The organism is Microcoleus sp. POL10_C6 (assembly GCF_036701585.1).
In the GTDB taxonomy this organism is placed as follows: domain Bacteria; phylum Cyanobacteriota; class Cyanobacteriia; order Cyanobacteriales; family Microcoleaceae; genus Microcoleus.
In genome coordinates this window covers 103,183-124,311 of sequence record NZ_JAUBRB010000014.1, presented here as the reverse complement: position 1 = coordinate 124,311, position 21,129 = coordinate 103,183, and the positions used below count along the sequence as shown (strand labels likewise).

Below are 21,129 nucleotides of genomic sequence, written 5' to 3'. Positions count from 1 at the left end.
TTGCACTTTACCCTCGCTCTCGCGAGCGCATAACCCAGGCTACGTCAAGTGCCATCGATATATTCAGCAAGCCCTAATTAGAGAAAATTTGCCACATAGCGAGGAATAAAAGATGCACAATAGATACGCATCAACTCTATATTTAGCGTGTATATGGCGCACATTTTCGCTATAAATAGCGCCTCACACTCTAGAAAAGATATATCATCATTATTTCTTTCTCATTCTTCTCTGGGAACCTCTTTTAGGCAGTCGCTTAATTTCTGTTTCGCCTCCTTGAAATTCTACTTCTTCTCTAATTTCTACAGTGACACTTTTAACATCGCTTTCGGTCATTTGTTCCTTTACATCAATTCCCTCATAATCCGGTAGATTTTCTATTAACTGCACGTCCAACCCAGAAGCTTGAACCGACAATTCTTCGATTTCTTGACTAATTTCAGTTTCTTCAATCCGATGCTCAATTTCCGCCGCCACTAAATCTTCCTCCAAAGCCGGAAAGTTATCAATTTCTTGACTAATTTCAGTTTCTCTGATTTCCTTGTCTACTAGCTGCATTGATAACTGCTGCTTTTCCCTTGACAATTCCTCAACCTTAGTTCCCAGCATTCTAATCTGTTCGTTGAGAATGCGAATTTCTCGGTTTTGCTGCTGAATCATTTTTTCGGCATCAGCAAGAGTTCGATTTCTCTCTAATATCACCTCATTTTTAGTTTCTAATTCCAAAGCGCTCATAGCCGCTTTAATTACATTATAAAAATGTGGCTTAGATACATCAACTTGTTTAGCATTATGGCGACTTTTTCCCAAAAGTCCAATCTTTTGTCCTTGCTTAACAGCCAAAACAAAACCTTGATGATTTTTTATTTTTAATTCTTTGACAAAATCTACTTGAACTAAACTGCAAATATATTTGTGACAGTCAAAATAAAATTCTGCTTTCATAAAAAAGCACCCCTTTCTGCTATAGTCCCGCAGAATTATAGCACGAACAGAGTTTTTGCGGTCAATAAAAAGAAATAAATAATCGATCGCCCATTTTGGTCAAAACAAAACTTCATCATGAACCAGACCTTCCGGCAACTCTATCACGCCCGCAATCAACTTCCAACAAGGGTCATCTCCCTCCCAATCATCCGGCCGCCAAGGCATACTCAAACTCACTGTTACCAAACAAGGTTTTTGCGGTCGATAGCCCAACTCTAACTTTCTAATAAACACCGGATCGGTAATTGTTGCGGTCAATTTTTGGTTATACTTGGTGACAATAGATCCTTCCCATTTATTACCACCTTCAAACCTTTGAATTAGCTTTTTTACCGTAAATCTTACTACTTTGACTAATTGCAAAGTTAGGCGATCGCACATTGGCAAAGACTGCATATATTCCACCGTAACATATCGCAAATCGTTGTGCAAAATATATTCTTGACTCTTGCAATATTTCAGCAAATATGCTGGCGGAACTTTCCCGACTTGCCGCCATTCTCCCGGTAAAACAGAAAGATTTTCACACTCAAACCCAAAGTCTGGCCCCGTCTTCGCCAGAGGAATTTCTAGAACATCTAACAACGCGGGTTCAAGTCTATTTATCTGCCGCATTTCTTTAGGAATCTGACCATCTGGTAAGTCAGAAACTGGACGCACCCACTTACCTTTAACCTCATTAATTCCGGCGATGCACCTGTCGCCGCGTTTCCACGAATTAGCGAGACAAATTATCCGAGTCATTCGATTTTAGATTTTAGATTTTAGATCTTAGATTCATCCCACAATTATCTAATATTTTCATTAAATCAAAGATGATTAATTGTGACATTTTTCCACTTATCGCTGAGATATTCAGCAACTAAGCGGCGGTGACAATTATGAGGTTTTGGTTCGCTACAAAGCAGACACGCACAGTCCATAATATCCGATGAAACCTTGTGTTCAATTTGTCGATCGCCCATTAAGCCCAAAAACTTCTGTTCATAAACATCCCAATCTCCCTTTTTCTTTTTATAATCATCCAAAATATCTTGAGTCGGCGCTAAATCCAGCACATGAACATACTCAATATTACCAATGGTTCGCAGAAAATATTCTAAATCTTTCCGCTTAGCAAAACCTGCTAACTGTGATACATTATTCAGCCGTGTATCGATTACCCTGCGGACTCCCGCTTTCATCAAAATCCCAAAAAACTCCTCCGCACTTTTTTGAGTAAAACCAATTGTAAATAAATTAATTGCTTTCTTTTGTGACATAAGCGATTTCCAATCCGTGACGATAATAAGCGGTTTCTAAATCAACTATTTCCTGTTTAACTTTAGGCTCTAATTCAAACAAGCTTAGCTGAATTGGCTCATTATTTTTTTTTCCTTTGTTAAACTTGCTCAAAAGTCTTTCTTCTAAATGCTGGTGCGCTTCTAAATTGCCATCTGACAGAATATGATTAATCTGCAAGTTAAAATCTTTCAACTTGTGGCAAACTAAAATAGTCCGGTGACAAGTAATCGGGTCTTTTTCCGCACACATTAAACTGATTTTATAATTGGCGGCGCCTTTTAGCAAGCGCTGAATTCCTGCGGAAAATAGAGAAGTTGCTGCTATGCGATCGTATAAAGCTTTACCGCTAGTATCGTAACAGCTTAAATCCTCCGGTCTCGCGCCCAACTCTTTGCCTAAAAAAACATATTGAATGCCGACACTTGACAGAGAAGCTTTAATTTCGGATTTATTAAAATGAGGTAAATAGCGGCTAAACGGATGCGATCGCACGTCCGCAACCGCCGTAATTCCGTGTTGTTGCAGCAGCAAAATAAACGCTTCAATACTCAGATTGGAGTGTCCGATCGTAAATAATTCCATTGCTTCGATCTTACTATGCAGTCTTTGCCTTGCGGAGAAGAGTTTGTGTAGCCTGATTGTTTCAACCTGTAGACTTCAACCTGTGGGTTTTTTCACCAACTTTTGAATCAAAAGTTGCAAAGTCAGCAGCATCAAACCCACAGATGCAAAAGCAAAAACACCCGCACCCAAAGCCACAATTCCCATTACTAAAGTTCGCACAGCCGCCGCAATATTAATTGCAGTCACATTGTCAGAATGAATCGGTTTATTAGCAAAAGTTTGGGCGATCGACAAAGTTAGCGCGTACAAAGCTGCTGCAAACCCGCCCGCCATCAGCGAACCAGTCAGACACCGCAAAACCGTCGGCGGCGTGGAAGATGCAGAGGTTGCATCTCCAGCCGAACTCGGAGGCTGAGAAGTAGAATCTGGATTAGTTAAATCAGTCATTGCGATTTTAGATTTTAGATTTTAGATTTTAGATTTTTGGTTAATTCACCAAAACTAAAATCTCTGTTGAATGACATTTTATCAGTTCTTCGAGTTCCATAGACTCTGCGAAAAGTTAGATTCATCTTTACCATCGCCTGTTAGACAGGTTTAACGGGCGATCGCGATCGCACCCTCTGCGAGTTACACCCTCGAAATCGGCTGTTTCGTATCGTTTCCCTCCGAAAAAATCTGAATTCCAGTATTGCTAAACTGTGCTACCCAAAAATCCAAATCTGGAGAAGCGATCGCAATTTTAACCCGTTCCATAACTTGCTGAGCCTGCTCTGAAGACTCGGCCAGCGCAAACACCGTCGGCCCGGAACCCGACATCATCGTTCCCAAAGCCCCCGCCGACTCAAAAGCCTGCCGCAACTGCAACACCTGCGGGTACACAGGCAAAGCAACTTTTTCTAAATCGTTGTGTAGCAATTGACCAATTTTCGATCGATCTTTTTGGGCGATCGCCCCCACCATCGGGCCCGAATGCAGCCGTTGCCGACGGCACTCCAAATCTTCCGCTGCACAATAGGAACTACTGAACTGCTGGCGATAAGTTTGATACGCCCATGCCGTAGAAATACTGAGGTTACGGTACTTGGCCAACACCACAAAAAAGCCCCCCAAATCAGGCAGCGGCGACAGTTGATCTCCGCGACCAGTTGCCAAAGCCGTACCTCCAGCAATGCAAAAAGGCACATCCGAACCCAAGGTTCCCCCCAACTCTTGCAACTCCGACTGAGTAAGTCCCAATTGCCACAGCAAATCCATCCCGACTAAAACCGCAGCCGCATTTGCAGAACCGCCGGCAAGCCCCGCCGCCACCGGAATCTGCTTGTGAATAGCAATCTCGACTCCGCCGTATTTCGCCAAAGCATCGGGGAATTGCTTCGCCAACAAATCCGCCGCCCGGTAGGCCAGGTTATTCTTATCAGGAGGGACTTGCGGGTGATCGCAGCGCACGCGAATCGTGTCCGTACCGATCGCGCGCAAGTCAATTCGATCGGCTAAATCTATGCTTTGAAGTACCATCGCCAGTTCGTGGAATCCGTCGGGGCGATCGCCTATGATTTCCAGATACAGATTGATTTTTGCTGAAGCTAACAGAGAATATGAACGCATAGGTGATTAAGCCGCAGGTGAAAGAAACCCCTGGTTGAAATTAATTGACACCAGTCAGAGTCCATTTTCTCACAACTCAAAGGAAATATTATGCAGGAAATGTGGAAAACTTTTTTTACTTCCGGGCCATTTATTCCTCACGGCCACTGCTATCTCTGGCATACCCCATTAGTCGGGCTTCACATTGCCTCAGATTCTATCATTGCACTCGCGTATTTTTCCATCCCCATTACATTGGTTTATTTTATTTCAAAACGCGAAGATTTGCCTTTTGATTGGATCTTTGCCCTGTTTGGAGCCTTTATCGTCGCCTGTGGCATCACTCACATATTTGAACTCTGGACACTTTGGTATCCTAACTATTGGCTTTCAGGAACAATGAAAGCAATTACTGCCCTTATTTCATTAGCTACAGCCATACTTTTGGTAGACTTAATGCCTCAAGCCCTAGCACTCCCCAGTCCCGCACAGTTAGAATCCGCCAACCGACTCCTAGAAGCTGAAATTGTCGAGCGCCAATTAGCAGAAGCTGCCCTAAAAAAAGCTAAAGAAGAATTAGAAATTCGCGTTGAGGAACGCACCGCAGAGTTAAAGTCTCAAACGCAACATCTAGAATTTGCCAATCGACTCCTAGCATCGGAAATTGTCGAGCGCCAATTAGCAGAAGCTGCCCTAAAAAAAGCTAAAGAAGAATTAGAAATTCGAGTTGAGGAACGCACCGCAGAGTTAAAATGTCAAACTCAACAGCTCGAACAAGCCTTGTCTGAATTGAAGCAAGCTCAATCCAACCTAATTCACAGCGAAAAAATGTCATCTTTAGGGCAATTGGTCGCTGGGGTTGCTCATGAAATCAACAATCCGATTAACTTTATTTACGGCAATATTACTCACACCCGCCAGTATGCCAATAGTTTGCTAGAACTGGTGAATCTCTATCAAGAGCAATATCCGAATCCCATACCCATAGTTCAAGAAAAAATCGAGTCTATAGATTTAGACTTTATCATCTCTGACCTGCCAAAAATATTAATTTCTATGATAAACGGCGCTGAGCGGATTTTTGGTATTGTCAAGTCGCTGCGAATTTTTTCTCGCCTTGACGAAGCAGAAATGAAATTAGCCGACATTCATGAAGGAATTGACAGCACACTGATGATTTTGCAAAGCAGATTGAATGCTAAGCCCGGTTTGGAGAATATTCAAGTTATCAAAGAATATGGCAATTTACCCCGAATAGAGTGCTACCCCGGACAGCTAAATCAAGTGTTTATGAATATCCTGGCTAATGCTATTGATGCTTTAGAAGATGACAGCCACAGCGAGTCGATTGCAGCCCATGAAACGAATCCCCGCCTCATCAAAATCTCTACCAAACTTTTAGAAAGTGAAGTCGTAGAAATCCGAATTAGCAACAACGGGCCAGAAATCACAGAATCCGTGAGGAACCAGTTATTTAATCCATTTTTTACCACTAAACCAGTAGGTAAAGGCACGGGATTAGGTTTATCAATTGGCTATCAAATTATCACAGTAAGACATCAAGGCGAATTGCAGTGTATTTCTGCACCGGGGAAAGGTGCAGAATTTATTATTAAAATTCCGATTAGCCTGCAATAAACCTTTAAGAATCCCCATAAAACCTCAATTCAACTGTTAGTAGTCAGACCAAATAGGGGTTTTTCGTAAATAGGAATTACGCCCGATTGTTGAGCAACCATTTTTTTTACGAAAAGACTCGTTGTACACAGCAGATTCGGTAAAAAACCCGGTTTATGGGCCCCGATGCGTAAGTCCTGATAAAAAAAGAATTCCCAAATACGCCACTTATTTAAGAAGTCGGGTATCTAACACAATCTTGAATTTTAAACATCTGAGAGCATATTATTACTCAAACTTACCCATTGATCCACGCTTAAATCTTCAGCGCGAGATTGAGGATTTATCTGTAACTCTTCCAGCAAGTGAACGAGTTTATCTAAGTCCACAGCCCCTTTCAAATTATTTCGCAGCATCTTGCGCTTGCTACCAAATCCCAACTTAACTAAATTCTCCAAATAGCGCGGATTAACCGCCGCAGTTTCTATCTCTCTGGGAAGCAGCCGCACCACGGCGGAATCGACTTTTGGCGGCGGAAAAAAGTCTTTAGACGGCACATCACAAATTAACTCGCATTCTGCTAAATACTGCACACGCACTGACAGCGCGCCAAAAGCTGTCGAACCCGGTTTAGCGTAAAGCCTTTGGGCCACTTCTTTCTGCACTAACAGCACGATCGCATCGAAGGGTTTAGCCGCAGGAACAGATATCGTTCCCAGCAGTTTTTGCAGAATGGGGCCGGTGATATTATAGGGAATATTGGCAACAACTTTATTGGGATTTTGGAATTTGGGAAAGGCTGTTAGTTCAGCCTCTAAGTCCATTTCCAAGATGTCGCCTTGCAGCAGTAAAAAATTGTCGGTTTTGCCGAGTTGTTTGGCTAGCTTGAGACACAAATCTCGATCGATCTCCACAGCAACAACAGACTCAGCCGCAGGCAGCAAGCGTCGAGTCAAAATCCCCGTGCCCGGCCCAATTTCTAGGACGCGATCGCGATCCAAAGAAGCCGCTTTCACAATCTTATCTAAGGCTTTCTCGCTTTTGAGCCAATGTTGAGCAAACTGTTTCCGGGGTCTGGTCGATCGCATTTTTTGAATTTTTGGAGAAATCTTAGCCTGTCATTCTATCACAGCTCAATATCTTTTCCTAACCTACGGTCATGTTTATTTTTGTTAACAGGGGTTGAACTAACCAAAAAACATGGGCACTATAAAAGGATAAACGATAAAAAATAAATTAATTTATTCCCAATTACCAACAGCACGACACGGAAGGCACGGATACACGGATAGCTGTTTTTCCAAATAACCAATAACAACTAACCAAGAACCAATTACCAATTCCCCAAAAATGAAATTCCAACGAGTATTTGGTACATTACCCAAAACCACAGCCAGCGCCCCCGGCCGAGTAAACCTGCTGGGCGAACACACAGACTACAACGATGGATTTGTACTTCCAACAGCGATTCCCCAGCGCACCACAGTACAAATCGGCTTCAGCAGCGACGATCGACACCATGTTTATTCAGCAGAATATGACGAACTCATAAATTTTTCAGACGACGATACCATACCGCAAAAATTCGTCAGTTATATCTGTGGCTGCCTGAGACTTGTAGAAAAAGAAGGATACAAAATACCGCCAATAAATCTCTACATTACCTCGACTGTGCCGATCGGAGCCGGTTTGTCCAGCAGCGCCGCTTTAGAAATAGCAACCCTCAGAGGACTGCGCGCGCTGCTGAACCTCCCCCTAGACGACGTGCGCCTAGCTCAAATCGGACAGCAAGTCGAAATCCGATATGCCGGCTTGAACTGCGGCATCATGGATCAAATGGCGTCGAGTTTAGCAGACACCAACACCATGCTATTGATCGACACCCGCAGCCTCGAATGCCACCCGATACCTTTTCCCACAAACACAGAAATTTTAATAATTGACAGTGGCGAAAGCCACGAACTGGCAGCAGGAAGCGGCTACAATCAGCGACGCGCCGAGTGTGAGGAATCAGCGCGGATATTGGGAGTTAAAGCTCTCAGAGATATCGCCGATCCCCAAGCTGTCGAAGTATTGCCGGAACCCCTCAGAAGACGAGCGCGGCACGTGGTTACTGAAAACAACCGGGTACTCGAAGCGGTAAAATCTTTGCCAGCAGAGCGTTTTGGCGAGTTAATGAATGCTTCCCATGCCAGTCAGCGCGACGACTACGAAGTTTCGGTGCCTGCAGTAGACACGCTGGCGGCAATCTTGCAGTCAATTCCGGGAGTCTTCGGCGCAAGGCTGACGGGCGGAGGTTTTGGCGGTGCTTGCGTAGCCTTGGTGGAGAGTGGGAAAGCGGGTGTTATTGCATCAGAGGCGATCGATCGCTACCAGCGCGCGGGTTATAGCGGCCGCGTTTTGGTTCCAGAAGTTAAAGTTAATTCTTAACTCCAGAACTATCTCCCGACAGGGAAGGCCAGCGCACAGTGACGATCACCGAATCCTCCTCGGCCGACCAATAATGAGGCACTCCCGGCAGCCAGAGAGCATAATCTCCTTCGCGAGAAAGCAAGATTTCTTGCTCTGGAAATTGTAGGCGAAACCGCCCTTTTACCAGGATAGAAAGCGTCGTGGCTGCCGCATTTACCGCCCACTGAGTCCTACAATCTCCGGCGGGGTGAGTGCCCCATTTTACCTCTAAAACAGAAGTCGATCGCGGGTCATCTTCAGGCGTCATAAAGTGACCGGCAAACCAACCGCCCCGACTTGCACCTTCAACGCCCGCATTTCCGAAAACCACTTGAGATGACATCAGCTAATCAGGTAAACAACAAATAGCTTGAGAGCACAAACTCTACGTTTTGTACTCAAGGACATCCCACTTGATCGCTCGTGCCGTAGGGACACTCCAAGAGTCCATAGGTGTCAACTTAACGTACAACCGAGAGTCCGACAGGGGTTGAAACCCCTGCCTCAAAGCTAAAGTCGTCTGAAGACGACTAATGAGTTTTTCAGTTAGTCCGACAGGGGTTGAAACCCCTGCCTCAAAGCTAAAGTCGTCTGAAGACGACTAATGAGTTTTTTAGTCCTCTTTGAGAGGACTTTAGCTATTAGACAGGGAATTCATTCCCTGGCGGACTAAGGGGTGGGCGGGAGGACTGGTGGACAAAAAGCTTAAGTTGAACACCTATGGGCTTGGCCTAAGTCCCTACACTCGCCGTGTCCCTACAAGGGCTTACCACCAAAAGTGCGATACTTACTTGCGGCCCGAAGATTGACCTTCCGTAGTCGCTATTTCCCCAGCTTCCATCAACTGCTTAAAGCGACGTAAATCATTGGCAATTTGCTGTTCGGGAGCTTCGCCAAATAGTTTAGCAGCACCAGCACCAATTGCACCGCCGGGAGGGTTGTATTCGATGACAACTTTTACCTCAGTTCCGCGTCCTGCGGATGCCGGTTGAAAGCGCACAAAACCCGAATTTTCAACATCAGATCCTTCCACAGACGCCCAAGCAATTAAGCGATTTTCTTCTTCGCGGACAATCTCTGCATCCCATTCCACACTATTACCCATCGGCGCGCTGGCAATCCAGTGAGAACGCTTTTCATCGATGACCGTAACGTGTTTGAGATGCTTCATAAACCGAGGCAAATTTTCAAAATTGCGCCATAAACGGTACAATTCATCAGCCGGTTTGTCGATCGTCACCGTCTTTTCAACTTTAATGCTTTGATTCGGATCTGCAGCAGACTGCAAACCCTCCACAACCCCCAGACCGCGCGCCGCTAAACCGCCGCCCGCAACTGCCAGCAAAGCACCTCGCAAAGAACGCTGCGACAAACCAAAAAGCACCAGCGCCCCGCCACCAATTAAAGATGCCCAGCGTTCGGTATCGCCGCTGCTACTTTGGTTTTGTTTGTCGGAATTTGTCATTGAAGTAGATTCCATTGGTTTCAACCTGGTAAATTAATAGCGAAAAATAGCAGCTAAAGGTGCCTCGTTCGGCACTTTTTCCGGCGGCATAGCGTAAACAGTTCCGCCGTTGAGAATAGTTTGAATTGCTGCGACATTCAACAAATCTTCGTCACCCAATTCTGCATCGGGGTGGATTTGCACCGAGTTCGTCTCGGGATTAAAGCTACCCCACTGCTGAACGCCAAGAGCAACAAACAGTCGATCGACTCGTCCAAAATAAGCAGCCGAAACAGCTTCTTTCAAGTCAGCAGAAATTTTATCGCTTCCTGTCAGATCGTGGTATTGTGCGATCGCCTCTGACTGAGCCTGCAAAAACAAAGGTTCTACCAGCGGCAAAGCTTCGGCCCGCAATTCTTCCGGCTTGAGAAGTTTCTGATTGCCTGTAATTCCTTCTTCAAATAAATGCGGGTAGGTATTGGCTTCTCGGTAAAGCGGGAGCAAATATTCAACTCCAGCTAACACTAAAGGAGCTTTTTTATTACGCAAATATTCGTGCAGCGCCGCATCGATTATGTGGAAATACTGCAATATTTCCTGCTGGGGCTCATCTCGATCCGGACTTCCTTGGCCGTGAAAACTTCCCGGCTGCTGAAAAGAATTATTAGTGCCTCCTTTTGAAGTAGCAATCCGAAACTGACCATCTTTAGCTGTCGGGTCATATTGCAGAGCCTCCTCAAGGCTTTTCGGCAAGTTTTCAACTTCAACTTCCCGAGCACTGTAAGCCGTACACTCAATCAGCCTCACTTCCTTTTTACTGAGAGCTAAAACATAAAAGAAATTATCTCCTGTCAGCAGAGGCATCAGCGGTTTGACGTGAAAATTGTCGCTTACAACCACTAATTCGTCAAAATTCACCGGACAGGTATAGTAGCGAAAAAATCCAGAACCGACAAAAATCGCCAGCAGGTTGCTTTGATTTTCCCAAAAGTTTTCCTGGTCAATTTCGGCTCGGACTGGCTCTAGCAATTGGGCAGCTTCTTTTTTGTCAAATCCGTACTCTACTATTTTGTCTTCAGCCTCTCTGATTAAATTTTTGAACCGAATCGGATTTTGTTGAATTTCTGTTCCTTGAGCGACTGGCATATAAATAGAGACGCACAATCCAGGAGATTGTTGTACCAGCGCTTTGAGTTCCTCTACAGATATTAAGTTCACCGCTGAAACTCCTTTGCTAAGGGGTTTTGTAATAAAAACAACCGATTCTTTAAAATGTATCTCTCCTGACATGGCCCCTGCGTCTGCCTAAAGTAATGATCGCCTGCTGTAGAGCCTTTCATCCCCGAACTAAAACGGGGTTTGCAGCCGCTGTTCCAATCGAAGTGCTTATGACCTAAGATAGACGCGCCTAAGTCGGGCATTACTTTACCATAATTTAATTTATTCGGCTTCAAATACTCGTTATATATAATAATGAAAACAAAAATTTTTCTGGGGTTGCTCTGGGCAACATTTATTGCCTACACCTTACTGCTAGCTCCTCTAGATCCGCCCGGAACGCTAACAGTTATGGAAAAAATGCTCAAATTCCAGCTAGAAGGAATCAACCCCTACCTTGTCACTATATTCGCTCTCATGGGAGTGTGGCCGATGGTCTACGCTTGCCTCCTATTCATTGATGAGAGAACCCAAAATATATCCGCGCTTGCCTGCTTTCCTCGCTTCCAACGGCGCCGGCATCATCGGCTTAATTCCCTACTTACTCCTCCGCCAGCCCCAGCAAGAATTTTCCGGCCGCAAAGATATGTTAATCAAAATATCAGACTCCCGCTGGACAGGCATTGTACTTTTACTAACTACTATCTGGCTGTTAGCTTGGGCTTGGTTAAATGGAGATTGGGGAGATTTTGTCAAGCAGTGGCAGTCAATTCCTTTTGTGCATTTAATAACTTGGGATTGTTGCTTGATGGCTGTAATATTTCCCTCACTTCTGGGAGACGACATGGCACGCCGCGGACTCGCGGACGATCGCATTTTTTGGGCAGTATCTCTAGTTCCGCTGTTAGGGCCGCTAACTTATCTTTGTCTACGCCCCCCCTCTGCCAGAATCTGCAACTGAAATCGCCACTTTCCCACTGACAGCCAGAAGTTGAAACATTTAAAAATTTGGTAGTGTTCAAGATGTAATGAATATTCAAGGCCGGGCGGGATTAACAAACGCTCAAAAAGCGACATTGAGAGGGTTAGGGGCGATCGCGTAGTCTGGGTGTACCGTAGAGAAAGATTTTAATTGTCCTGAAAATCTCGATCGACACTGATGAGGTCACTCTATGGAGCCAAATGATACATCGGCCCGCTACGACAGAATTGCCCAATGGTGGCAAACTCAGCATCAAGATTCAACCTACGGGATTGCCCAATTAGAACGGGCGATCAAATTTACTTCTAAACAGCACGCAGCACTTGATGTCGGGTGTGGAAGCAGCGGGCGTTTTATCAAGAGCTTATCCAAGCATGGATTTCAGCCGGAAGGACTTGATATTTCTAGCGAAATGATCGATTTAGCCCAGCGGCTACATCCAGAAATCACGTTTTACCGGGAAGACATTTGTGATTGGCAGCCGCCGAAACTTTACAGCCTGATTGCAGCGTGGGATAGCACGTTTCATCTGCCAATAAACAAGCAAGCGCCTGTGATACAAAAGCTATGCGATGCGCTTGAACCCAATGGAGTGCTCCTGTTCACTTGTGGCGGCGGACATACAAGCAGCGAGGTTTCGGGAGCATTTCAAGGTCAAGACTTTGATTACAGCACTTTGGGTGTAGATACTTTTCTGCAAATTCTGGTTGAGCATCATTGCACCTGTCGCCATCTCGAATATGACCAGTATCCTGAAAATCATGTTTATATCATTGCCCAAAAGACCTAATTTATCATTCGCACCATTAAAGTGTGGGATGTCGCAACTGGTGGCTGTATTAGCGGACGTTGATGGGCGATCGTATAAAGGCATGAATATTCAACGCGCAACGGGATTGACGAATGCTCAAAAATCGACATTGAAAGCGTTAGGGGTGTGGGTGTAACGTGTGTCGAGATTAGGGCGATCGCCATTTAGATCACCGCTGCGATCGGATATCCAATTACGAATCATTGTGAGGTGGATGTAGAGCGATAGAATGCAGGACTCCTCGAAGATTGACTACTCCTTCTCGGTTGAGTTGCAGCCGATCGATGGTAGCGCGTCCAGTTGGTGTTAAGCCCAACATTTGAGTCGAATCGCTGCTCCAAGTAAAGTGTTCGCTCCAGTTATCCTGTCGAGGATGATAAAGTGGGACGGAGCCACCTGTAACGGGGTCGATCGCCTCACTATGACTGTATTTGAAATTGTTGCACCCTTGACAAGCGATCGCCAGATTATCCAAATCACTGGTGCCACCTTTGGATCGAGGGATAATGTGTTCAATGGAGAAGGGGTCTGGAGAGAATTTAGCTTGACTGAGACAATACTCGCAGCAACCATTGGCGCGTTGTTTAATGAATTATCGTTGCTGCTGTGTGAGGCGGGATTCAGGCATAATCAACGATCTCAGGATGAGGATTGATGCCGAGGGTTTGCATGAGCTCCGTCAGAGGTTGGTTGCGGAAGGTTGCGAGTTGAATTAAGGCTTGAATGCGGGCAACATTGAGTTGTTCAAGGCGATCGCTCATTTGGATCAGTTGCTTGTGTTCTTCGGGAGTCAGGGTTTCGGCATGACGCTTGGCGATGAGGGCATGGTATTCTTCCCAGGTTTGTGCACTAAAGCCGATGTTAATTTGTTGCAGCAAGTCGGCTTCTGTAGGTTGGGTGGTTGGAAGTCTAGGCTGGAGGCGTTCTTGCAGGGCGTTGAGGATGTAGCGATCGGGTTCAACGCCTTGTCGAGACGCTTCAGTGCGGATCTGGTGTTCGAGTTCGGGAGAGAGGTTGAGGGTGATGGTGGTCATGGTTATCTTGGCAGCAACATCTATTCATCATTTTAGCGATCGGGCTTTCACCTTATCAAAAACTTCATCGCCTGGGACTTCTCGATTTTACTGCCCGCGTCCTGGTTTGCAATCTACGAAAGCTAATGCTTCTGTGTCGAGAAAACTGGCGATCGAAATGGCGATCGGATATTCAATTTTCGCAGCACGCGCAATTAGAGCAGCTTTAATTCGTTCTGGCAAACGTCCCAAAATAACTTCGGCATCAGGAGAAAGTTGTTCTTGAAGTTTAGCTTGCATGACATTCACCTTTGGGTTGGAATTTGATAGATACATTCAAGCCACTACCCAACTCAGATTTAGCGGTCTAACGTTGCCAATCACCCGCCGCAAATTACCTCAGACTGCCACCGACAGGATCTCGACGGTCGGGTGCATTGGCGTTGTTCGAGTGCGCGCATCTCTTGCCGTATTTTGATGCTACCGCAAAAAAGCGCGTAACTTTTCAAGTTCATCACCCTGTAAACACTTAGCAAAAGAACGGTGGGTCCGAGCATTTGGATGGGGGAGAAAAGCAAAAAATCTTTCACGATTCCCTATCTCAACGAACTCGGATATTGAATTTGCTGTAGAGATATTGAATTGGCTTTGAATCACTTGCTTTGCGCGTGCCCCCAGTACCACTATCACTTTTGCTCTTGCTAGTTCTAAAACTCTCAACAAGTAGGCTTCCACACATTGCTCCTGTGATTCTTCTACACCAGTTTCGGCACGAGACTTACAATGCACTATCTCGGTAAGCGCATAATCAATGCCTGGACTAACGTTCCGTTGAAGTAGCTCAATCGCACGTTGTCTAACCGCTGCCCAAAATCGAGTAGAGCGACTATATTTCCCGTCTTTTAGCAAGGATTTTGTACCATCAACGATCCAGTGCTTACGTCCTCCTCCAAAACGGTAATTGAAATAATCGTGTACTTCGCTACATGACCAATCCCAAGTTGGGTAATCTTCATCAGAGCCAATTGATGGATTTGAACTCAGGAAGAGAATGGGTGCTTGCTCTATCTGTCCACTCCAAGGTTCAGGCACTTGAAATTTTTCTAACCCAATTGCATTTTGAGAGTCAACAATTTTACGACATGGATTTTCAACAGAAAGATCTTCTTGACACTCTCGTGCATGGGGACAATGAACAATTTCACTTAGCAGAGTTTTTTCAGACATTCCCGAAATATATAAACTGATTACGAGTTTACGAAAATCTAGCAGTCGAACTTATAATTGTATCGCAGTTGCGGTACAATACCCAATAGAAGAGAAAAGTACCGCCGATCGATCGCTGATGTATGTCACCAAAAGTGGCACTAATTCACATAGCAATTGCTGCCGTTCGATGAAAATTCAACCAAATTGTCATGCGGCTAAAACAGGACGATCGAGCTTGCGGACTGCATACAGAAGCGTAGCTTTAATATAGTCAATTTCCAAGTCGGGAAATTCTTCAATAAACTTAAAAATTTGCTCACCCGCAGCCAGCAACTCTAGGATATCGATGACTCGAATCCGCATTCCCCGGATGCAGGGACGACCGCCACATTGTCTTGGGTTCACTGTGATTCTGTCAAACAGATAAGCAACGGATGCTGGCATTGCTTAAAATTGTTTAAAATCTTTGTCTTTAGCTTACTTCATTTATCGCCCGAAACTCACGCCGCGATCTAATTCTGCGATCGCTATGCTGTAATAGAGATCAGTCCCTTCAAACTTCCATAGTTTATGACCACAGCAGTATCTATTGACATTGGTACGCTCATTACACGCACTCCCGGACTGCATGGTGGATGTCCCCACATCGTCGGTAAAGGCGTTACCGTTCGCCGGATTGTAACCTGGTACAAGCGAGGATTGAATGCTGAAGAGATTTGCGATCGCATCGGACATCTCACCCTCGCCGAAGTCTACGCTGCATTAACTTACTATCATGCCAACACCCAAGAAATTGAAACTGATTTGATTAATCAAGCAGCAGAAGCCAAGCGTCTTGAAGCTTTGTACAGCAACTTTGGTAAAGAAGCATGAGTGAGATTAGGCTTTACCTAGATGAAGACTCCCAGGATCAGTCCCTACTACGGGCATTACGGGCACGTCAAGTCGATGTAACCACAGTCAACGAAACTCAAACAGAAGGATTAATCGACGAAGAACAACTTCGGCTAGCTGCCAGTCAAAACAGAGTTTTGTACAGTCACAATATTGGAGACTTCTGTCAGTTACATACTGAGTTCCTTGGCAGAGAGGAATCTCATGCTGGCATTGCGCTGATCTCACAAGACTATTCCGTGGGCGAGCAAGTTAGAGTCATTATGGAACTAACTGCTAATAAGACAGCAGAGGAAATGGTGAACCAGTTAGAGTTTTTGGGTAAATACTTGAAAAATAGCTAAATACCGAGAGCCCCGACTTCTTCAAGAAGCCGGGGTTCTAAAAGCAGACTACATCACAACTGCACTAATCAAAGTTTGCACATTTTGTACAACAGCAGTAGTAAAATTATGAGTCACAGGCAAACTGTCAACGACTATTCCCGCGCACAATAGCATCAGATACAGAATAGAGTATTTGAAGAGCGATCGCGCCACAATCTTATCCTCTGGAGTCTGCAACAGCAACCAAGCTTTTTGGGCAAAAATAGCACCCAGGAAAATAGCTGTTCCCGCATACACCGCGCCCGCTAAATGCAGGGGATAAACTAGCAGCAAAGTTGCAGGAATCATCAATAAGGTGTAAATCCAAATTTGGCGGGCTGTGGCTTCGTCGCCCTCAATTACGGGTAACATCGGGACGCCTACTTCTTTGTATTCGTCGCGAATCATCATTGCTAATGCCCAAAAATGCGGCGGTGTCCACAGGAAGATAATCCCAAACAGCAGCCACGCACCCCAACTCAAATCTCCCGTAACCGCAGCCCACCCAACTAGCGGGGGAATCGCCCCTGCTGCACCGCCGATGACGATGTTTTGCACGCTGTGACGCTTCAGCCAGTGGGTGTAAATTAGGACGTAGAAAACGATGCCTGACATTGCTAGCAATGCGGCTAATAAGTTGGCAACAACTGTGAGCAATGTAAAGGATATTGTAGCTAGGGCGATCGCAAATATCAAAGCATCCCGCTTCTTGACACGCCCGGAAGGAATCGGCCGCCAGCGGGTGCGCTCCATAATATAATCGATGTCACTGTCGTAGACACAATTAATCGTATTCGCCGACGCAGAAGCTAAAGCACCTCCGGTAATAGTTGATACCAGCAATAGCGGATCGACTTCTCCTTTTGCGGCCATCCACATTCCTGCTGAGGTTGTTATTAGCAGTAGTAAAATAATTCTGGGTTTTGTTAGTTGATAGTAACTTTTCACCACTTGCGAAAAGTTTTCGTGGATGCGGGGGCTGTCGTTGGTAAGGATTTCTTGCATCGGTTGTAAGCTGTTAGTAATTATTTGCGAATTCGTCATTAGTCATTAGGTTGGAGTGGCGGGTTTTACGAGATATATTTGGTGTAGCTACAAGGATTCATAAACCCGCCGCCTCTTACTTTAGTCTGATCTCTCAAGCTGATAAAACTCGATCGCGCCAAGCTAAAACACTAAAAGCTATCAGGGTTCCCAGCAAAGCAGCACCGACTGCTTGGTGGGCGACTGTCAGCGGTTCTACCTGAAGGTGCAGCCGGAAAGTTGCTAATCCCAGAACTAATTGAGCAAGGAGGCAAACACTCGCCCAGTTAGCCAGTTTTCGCAAGTTTGGACTCAGTGCAGGCTGTCGCCAAGCCATGACTGCTAAGGCTAAAGTCGCTGCTGTAGCTGGTACGATACCGGCGATGTGGCTGTTCATTACCGAGCACAATTCTGAGGAATCCAAACATTGGTGCAGCGCCCATCTAGAGCCTACTAATGCGCCTAGCAAACTTTGCAGGTAAACTAACAATGCTGCGATCGAACTTACCCAAGCTAATTTGCCGACATTTCCTGTAGCTTCGTAGGGAGTCAGCATGAAACCGATGACTAGCAGGGCGCCAAAAAACAGTAAAGCTGTTCCCAAGTGAGCGGTAACGATGTCAAATCTCAGCAGTTGTGTTACTGTCAAGCCGCCCAATACGCCTTGAAAAACGATTAAAAATAGTGCTCCGGCGCTCGCCCAAGGCAGCCATTTTGGCAGGCGGCTGCGGTAAAACAAAGATAGTCCTAAAAGTGCGATCGCGCTCAAGCCAATTGCCGCTGCGTCCAATCGGTGAAACCACTCCAGAAATACCTGCAAATTCATTTGCGCTGCGGGTATTAATTGACCGTAGCACAGCGGCCAGTCGGGGCAAGCGAGCCCCGCATTCATGACTCGCGTGGCGCTGCCTACAGCCATTAACAGCCAGGTTGCGATCGCAATTTTCCACACTAGACCGCGGATAATATCTTGTGGCTGCCACTGCACTCCTGCTGCTGCGTTTGGCTGATTGAAAACTGAGTTTGCCATGGAATTTACCTTAGCCTTTGTTATCGATCGAACTTAATGAAATAGCGAGCTTTTACTTTTGCTGAGCTTAGCGGAGCTTAACACTCTTTTTCTGTGACAAACCGTCATATATACTACCTTAGCGACATCGCAATCCAATTAGTTTGTCTTTAGATATTTTTCAACTTTCCTCTTTACATTACAAAGTATTGCAGCTATTTTTATAAATTTCAACAAACTTTAATTATTTTACCGAACCCTTTGCTGTTACAGCCTCCCTCCCTGTCCCCCTCGCGGAGAAAAATAAAGATATGATTAAGAAAAGCTTTTTTTCAAATGTTTATGATATATAGCCAACTTTAACGTAAAAATTTTTAACTAAATACAGGACTGAAGAGTTACCCCCTAAGTGTTTTTCAAGGTAGTTCTCAGGTTTACTCACGTCAGATTGTATAATTCAGTTCCAACACTCAGCGTTTTATCTAATCCACCAGTTATCATTTCTTGCCTGCATAACTACATTTGGAATGGAGGAAGTGGCGCTCTTGCAGGGTAGGGTTCACTAATCTTTGAAGCGGTAACTTATACAAATTCCTGCACTTTTCTGGTGGAACCACCTTGAAAGCATTCAGACTAAAGAGTGCGATCGCCCGGATTTGACTATGCCAATGTTACTGAATTATATCAGATCCGGGCGATCGCATATAATAAGGGAATAGTGACTACTGGATTTTAGGCTGGCAGGGTGCCTCAGCTCCGAAAGCATCAATTGATAGATCCAATCACTCTATCTGACGCACCCTACATCAATTCGGGATCGCCAAGTTAAAATCACTTTTTCTCCTTGGTCAATGTTTTTGACTCCCTCCTAATAACTAATGACTAATGACTTCGTTATTTCAAAAATCTAAAAAGGTAAAATTATGTCACAAAAAAATGAAACTGCTGTTCTCATCTTATCCCTCCTAATTACGATCGGGCTAGCCGGTGCAGGTATTTGGTGGCTGACAAGCCGAGGCAGCATCAATGTCGGGGGTTTATCACCCCAAAATCAGACTTTTCCCAACTCGGCGACGGGTAATTCGCCGCAATCAGAGCAGGCAATTGGGCAGCGTCTGAGTGCTGGCGAAAAACTGTTACTTCCAGCAGAGCAAGCCACAACAACTAAACAAGCAGCAGTACAGGCGATCGCATCTGGCAACTATAACGCAGCTATTTCCGACTTACAAGCTTCGCTGAAAACCAATCGCAACGATCCCGAAGCCTTAATTTACCTCAACAACGCCCGCATCGGAGCTCAAAAATCCTACACAATTGCCACTGCGGTTCCCATTGGCGGCGATATCAATGCTGCTCTAGAAATTCTGCGGGGCGTAGCTCAAGCTCAAAATGAAATCAACCAAAGCGGCGGCATTAGCGGTACTCCATTAAAAGTGGTAATTGCTAACGATGACAACAAGCCAGAAATTGCCGCACAAATTGCCAGTGCTTTGGCAAATAACTCAGAAATTTTAGGAGTTATCGGGCATTTTGGTTCAGATACAACGCTAGCAGCCAGCAAGATTTACCAGCAAAAACAATTAGTAGCAATTTCTCCCACAAGTACGTCGGTGCAGCTTTCAGGAGTTGGCAACAATATATTTCGGACAGTGCCGAGCGATCGGTTTGCAGCTAATGCTCTTTCCCGCTATATGCTGGGAAAATTGCAAAAGCAAAAAGCTGCTATATTTTTCAATTCTGCCAGCAGTTACAGCAAATCTTTAAAAGATGAATTCACTACTGCTATTTACGGAGATGGAGGACAAATAGTAGGCGAATTTGACTTTGCTAAGGGCAATTTTAATGCGGCCGAGAGCGTTAAAAGTGCGATCGCCCAAGGAGCAGAAGTGATTATGTTAGCATCCAATTCAGCCACGCTCGACCAAGCTTTGCAAGTAGTGCAAGTAAACGCCAAACGGCTGCCGTTACTAGCAGGAGACGATGCTTATACTGCTAAAACACTGCAAATCGGTGGCGCAGCAGCAACAGATATGGTGCTAGCTGTTCCTTGGCACATTCTCGCAGATCCGCAGTCAAATTTTCCCCAAACATCCAAACAACTTTGGAATGCTGAAGTAAGTTGGCGCACAGCTTTAGCCTATGATGCGGCGATCGCGTTAATTGCCGGTTTAGGGCGCAATCCGACTCGTACAGGCATTCAACAAACTTTATCGGCGTCGGATTTTTCGGCAAATGGAGCATCGGGCCCGATTCGGTTTTTACCTTCGGGCGATCGTAATCGAGTAGTTCAGTTAGTAACTGTTAAACCCGGAAATCGCACCAGTTACGGTTACGATTTTGTGCCGATATCCGGTTTGTCAACTATTAGCGATCGCCCAATTTAGGTTATAGTATTCATTGGTAAGTTCTAGGGCGGGTCAAGCAAAAATGCTTACAAGATGAGTAATTATATCAAATCCGGTTGCATCGGAATTAATATTACCCCCAATCAGGACACGGCAGTGCCGTTTCCCTACAATTAATCGCGTGAGAATTACATCTCTCATTAAGTGTTCTTGATTATTTGGGTGTATGAAAACGGCATTGCCAATTGGTGTCAACTTAAGCTTTTAGTCCATCAATCCTCCCGCCTACCCGGCAGTCCGCCAGGGGTTGAAACCCCTGTCTAATAGCTAAAGTCCTCGCTATGAGGACTGATATCAATTCCGGTTACACTCCTTATGATGGGGAG

General features: G+C 45.2%; 25 protein-coding genes. 8 read left to right on the top strand and 17 right to left on the bottom strand.

Annotated features, from left to right (window positions below):
* Positions 1-210: 210 nt before the first annotated feature.
* The 6 genes from QUA34_RS10495 to ispE all read right to left on the bottom strand — a co-directional run bounded on the left by QUA34_RS10495 (position 211) and on the right by ispE (position 4,443).
* Positions 211-945, bottom strand: a complete 735-nt coding sequence (locus tag QUA34_RS10495; protein WP_333326654.1) for a hypothetical protein — start codon at positions 943-945, stop codon at positions 211-213.
* Positions 946-1,044: 99 nt separating this feature from the next.
* Positions 1,045-1,731, bottom strand: a complete 687-nt coding sequence (locus tag QUA34_RS10490; protein WP_333386311.1) for a dual OB domain-containing protein — start codon at positions 1,729-1,731, stop codon at positions 1,045-1,047.
* A gap of 65 nt (positions 1,732-1,796) precedes the next feature.
* Entirely contained in the window at positions 1,797-2,249 is a 453-nt protein-coding gene (locus QUA34_RS10485) for a DUF488 domain-containing protein (RefSeq protein WP_333326658.1), read from the bottom strand.
* On the bottom strand, positions 2,227-2,853 hold the full coding sequence (locus QUA34_RS10480) for a DUF488 domain-containing protein (RefSeq protein ID WP_333326660.1): 627 nt from the start codon (positions 2,851-2,853) through the stop codon (positions 2,227-2,229). The genes QUA34_RS10485 and QUA34_RS10480 overlap by 23 nt, the downstream gene beginning before the upstream one ends.
* 75 nt (positions 2,854-2,928) lie before the next feature.
* A complete protein-coding gene (locus tag QUA34_RS10475) occupies positions 2,929-3,282 on the bottom strand; it encodes a DUF3082 domain-containing protein (protein WP_333326662.1) in 354 nt (117 codons plus the stop codon).
* Positions 3,283-3,465: 183 nt separating this feature from the next.
* Positions 3,466-4,443 (bottom strand): 4-(cytidine 5'-diphospho)-2-C-methyl-D-erythritol kinase, encoded by a 978-nt coding sequence (ispE, locus tag QUA34_RS10470; RefSeq protein ID WP_333386308.1) that lies wholly within the window; start codon positions 4,441-4,443, stop codon positions 3,466-3,468.
* 90 nt (positions 4,444-4,533) lie between these two features.
* On the opposite strand from ispE, the gene QUA34_RS10465 reads away from it, so the two are divergent.
* Positions 4,534-6,060 carry an ATP-binding protein gene (locus tag QUA34_RS10465; RefSeq protein ID WP_333326665.1) on the top strand — a complete coding sequence of 509 codons (1,527 nt, stop codon included), beginning with the start codon at positions 4,534-4,536 and terminating at the stop codon, positions 6,058-6,060.
* A gap of 245 nt (positions 6,061-6,305) precedes the next feature.
* Here QUA34_RS10465 and rsmA read toward each other — a convergent pair whose 3' ends face one another.
* The gene (gene rsmA, locus QUA34_RS10460; RefSeq protein WP_333386304.1) at positions 6,306-7,127 is read right to left on the bottom strand and encodes a 16S rRNA (adenine(1518)-N(6)/adenine(1519)-N(6))-dimethyltransferase RsmA; all 822 of its coding nucleotides are present in this window, start codon (positions 7,125-7,127) and stop codon (positions 6,306-6,308) included.
* 262 nt (positions 7,128-7,389) lie between these two features.
* On the opposite strand from rsmA, the gene galK reads away from it, so the two are divergent.
* Positions 7,390-8,469 (top strand): galactokinase, encoded by a 1,080-nt coding sequence (gene galK / locus QUA34_RS10455; protein WP_333386301.1) that lies wholly within the window; start codon positions 7,390-7,392, stop codon positions 8,467-8,469.
* Here the strand turns inward: galK and QUA34_RS10450 are convergent.
* From QUA34_RS10450 to QUA34_RS10440, 3 genes are all read right to left on the bottom strand, one after another.
* Entirely contained in the window at positions 8,459-8,833 is a 375-nt protein-coding gene (locus QUA34_RS10450; RefSeq protein WP_333326671.1) for a signal peptidase I, read from the bottom strand. The two genes, galK and QUA34_RS10450, sit on opposite strands and share 11 nt — an antisense overlap.
* Positions 8,834-9,277: 444 nt before the next feature.
* Entirely contained in the window at positions 9,278-9,970 is a 693-nt protein-coding gene (locus QUA34_RS10445; protein ID WP_333386298.1) for an SRPBCC family protein, read from the bottom strand.
* Between the two features lie 18 nt (positions 9,971-9,988).
* Positions 9,989-11,152, bottom strand: a complete 1,164-nt coding sequence (locus QUA34_RS10440) for a baeRF3 domain-containing protein (RefSeq protein WP_333386296.1) — start codon at positions 11,150-11,152, stop codon at positions 9,989-9,991.
* Between the two features lie 460 nt (positions 11,153-11,612).
* On the opposite strand from QUA34_RS10440, the gene QUA34_RS10435 reads away from it, so the two are divergent.
* The 3 genes from QUA34_RS10435 (at position 11,613) to QUA34_RS10425 (ending at position 13,021) form a co-directional block, all read left to right on the top strand.
* On the top strand, positions 11,613-12,053 hold the full coding sequence (locus QUA34_RS10435; RefSeq protein ID WP_333386293.1) for a hypothetical protein: 441 nt from the start codon (positions 11,613-11,615) through the stop codon (positions 12,051-12,053).
* A gap of 211 nt (positions 12,054-12,264) precedes the next feature.
* Positions 12,265-12,864 (top strand): class I SAM-dependent methyltransferase, encoded by a 600-nt coding sequence (locus QUA34_RS10430; RefSeq protein ID WP_333386290.1) that lies wholly within the window; start codon positions 12,265-12,267, stop codon positions 12,862-12,864.
* A gap of 28 nt (positions 12,865-12,892) precedes the next feature.
* Positions 12,893-13,021 (top strand): hypothetical protein, encoded by a 129-nt coding sequence (locus QUA34_RS10425; RefSeq protein ID WP_333386288.1) that lies wholly within the window; start codon positions 12,893-12,895, stop codon positions 13,019-13,021.
* Between the two features lie 57 nt (positions 13,022-13,078).
* On the opposite strand, the gene QUA34_RS10420 is transcribed toward QUA34_RS10425, so the two are convergent.
* The 5 genes from QUA34_RS10420 to QUA34_RS10400 all read right to left on the bottom strand — a co-directional run bounded on the left by QUA34_RS10420 (position 13,079) and on the right by QUA34_RS10400 (position 15,551).
* Positions 13,079-13,474, bottom strand: a complete 396-nt coding sequence (locus QUA34_RS10420; protein ID WP_333386317.1) for an HNH endonuclease — start codon at positions 13,472-13,474, stop codon at positions 13,079-13,081.
* Between the two features lie 31 nt (positions 13,475-13,505).
* Complete coding sequence (locus QUA34_RS10415; protein ID WP_333245659.1) at positions 13,506-13,919, bottom strand: hypothetical protein; 414 nt, start codon at positions 13,917-13,919, stop codon at positions 13,506-13,508.
* Positions 13,920-14,006: 87 nt separating this feature from the next.
* A complete protein-coding gene (locus QUA34_RS10410; RefSeq protein ID WP_333386285.1) occupies positions 14,007-14,198 on the bottom strand; it encodes a hypothetical protein in 192 nt (63 codons plus the stop codon).
* Between the two features lie 180 nt (positions 14,199-14,378).
* Positions 14,379-15,125, bottom strand: coding sequence for a uracil-DNA glycosylase family protein (locus tag QUA34_RS10405; RefSeq protein WP_332997913.1), 747 nt, complete (start codon positions 15,123-15,125; stop codon positions 14,379-14,381).
* A gap of 189 nt (positions 15,126-15,314) precedes the next feature.
* Entirely contained in the window at positions 15,315-15,551 is a 237-nt protein-coding gene (locus tag QUA34_RS10400; RefSeq protein WP_333297618.1) for a DUF433 domain-containing protein, read from the bottom strand.
* Positions 15,552-15,677: 126 nt separating this feature from the next.
* On the opposite strand from QUA34_RS10400, the gene QUA34_RS10395 reads away from it, so the two are divergent.
* Both QUA34_RS10395 and QUA34_RS10390 read left to right on the top strand, forming a co-directional pair.
* Complete coding sequence (locus tag QUA34_RS10395; RefSeq protein ID WP_333326689.1) at positions 15,678-15,980, top strand: DUF433 domain-containing protein; 303 nt, start codon at positions 15,678-15,680, stop codon at positions 15,978-15,980.
* Positions 15,977-16,345: a DUF5615 family PIN-like protein gene (locus tag QUA34_RS10390; protein ID WP_333113410.1), complete on the top strand. Its 369-nt coding sequence runs from the start codon at positions 15,977-15,979 to the stop codon at positions 16,343-16,345. The genes QUA34_RS10395 and QUA34_RS10390 overlap by 4 nt, the downstream gene beginning before the upstream one ends.
* 48 nt (positions 16,346-16,393) lie before the next feature.
* Here the strand turns inward: QUA34_RS10390 and QUA34_RS10385 are convergent, their stop codons facing one another.
* Positions 16,394-17,371: a heme o synthase gene (locus tag QUA34_RS10385; RefSeq protein WP_333386314.1), complete on the bottom strand. Its 978-nt coding sequence runs from the start codon at positions 17,369-17,371 to the stop codon at positions 16,394-16,396.
* Positions 17,372-17,504: 133 nt separating this feature from the next.
* Positions 17,505-18,419: a heme A synthase gene (locus tag QUA34_RS10380; RefSeq protein ID WP_333326691.1), complete on the bottom strand. Its 915-nt coding sequence runs from the start codon at positions 18,417-18,419 to the stop codon at positions 17,505-17,507.
* A gap of 902 nt (positions 18,420-19,321) precedes the next feature.
* Between QUA34_RS10380 and QUA34_RS10375 the strand changes: the two genes are divergently transcribed.
* On the top strand, positions 19,322-20,782 hold the full coding sequence (locus QUA34_RS10375) for an ABC transporter substrate-binding protein (protein ID WP_333386281.1): 1,461 nt from the start codon (positions 19,322-19,324) through the stop codon (positions 20,780-20,782).
* The last annotated feature ends 347 nt before the right edge of the window (positions 20,783-21,129 follow it).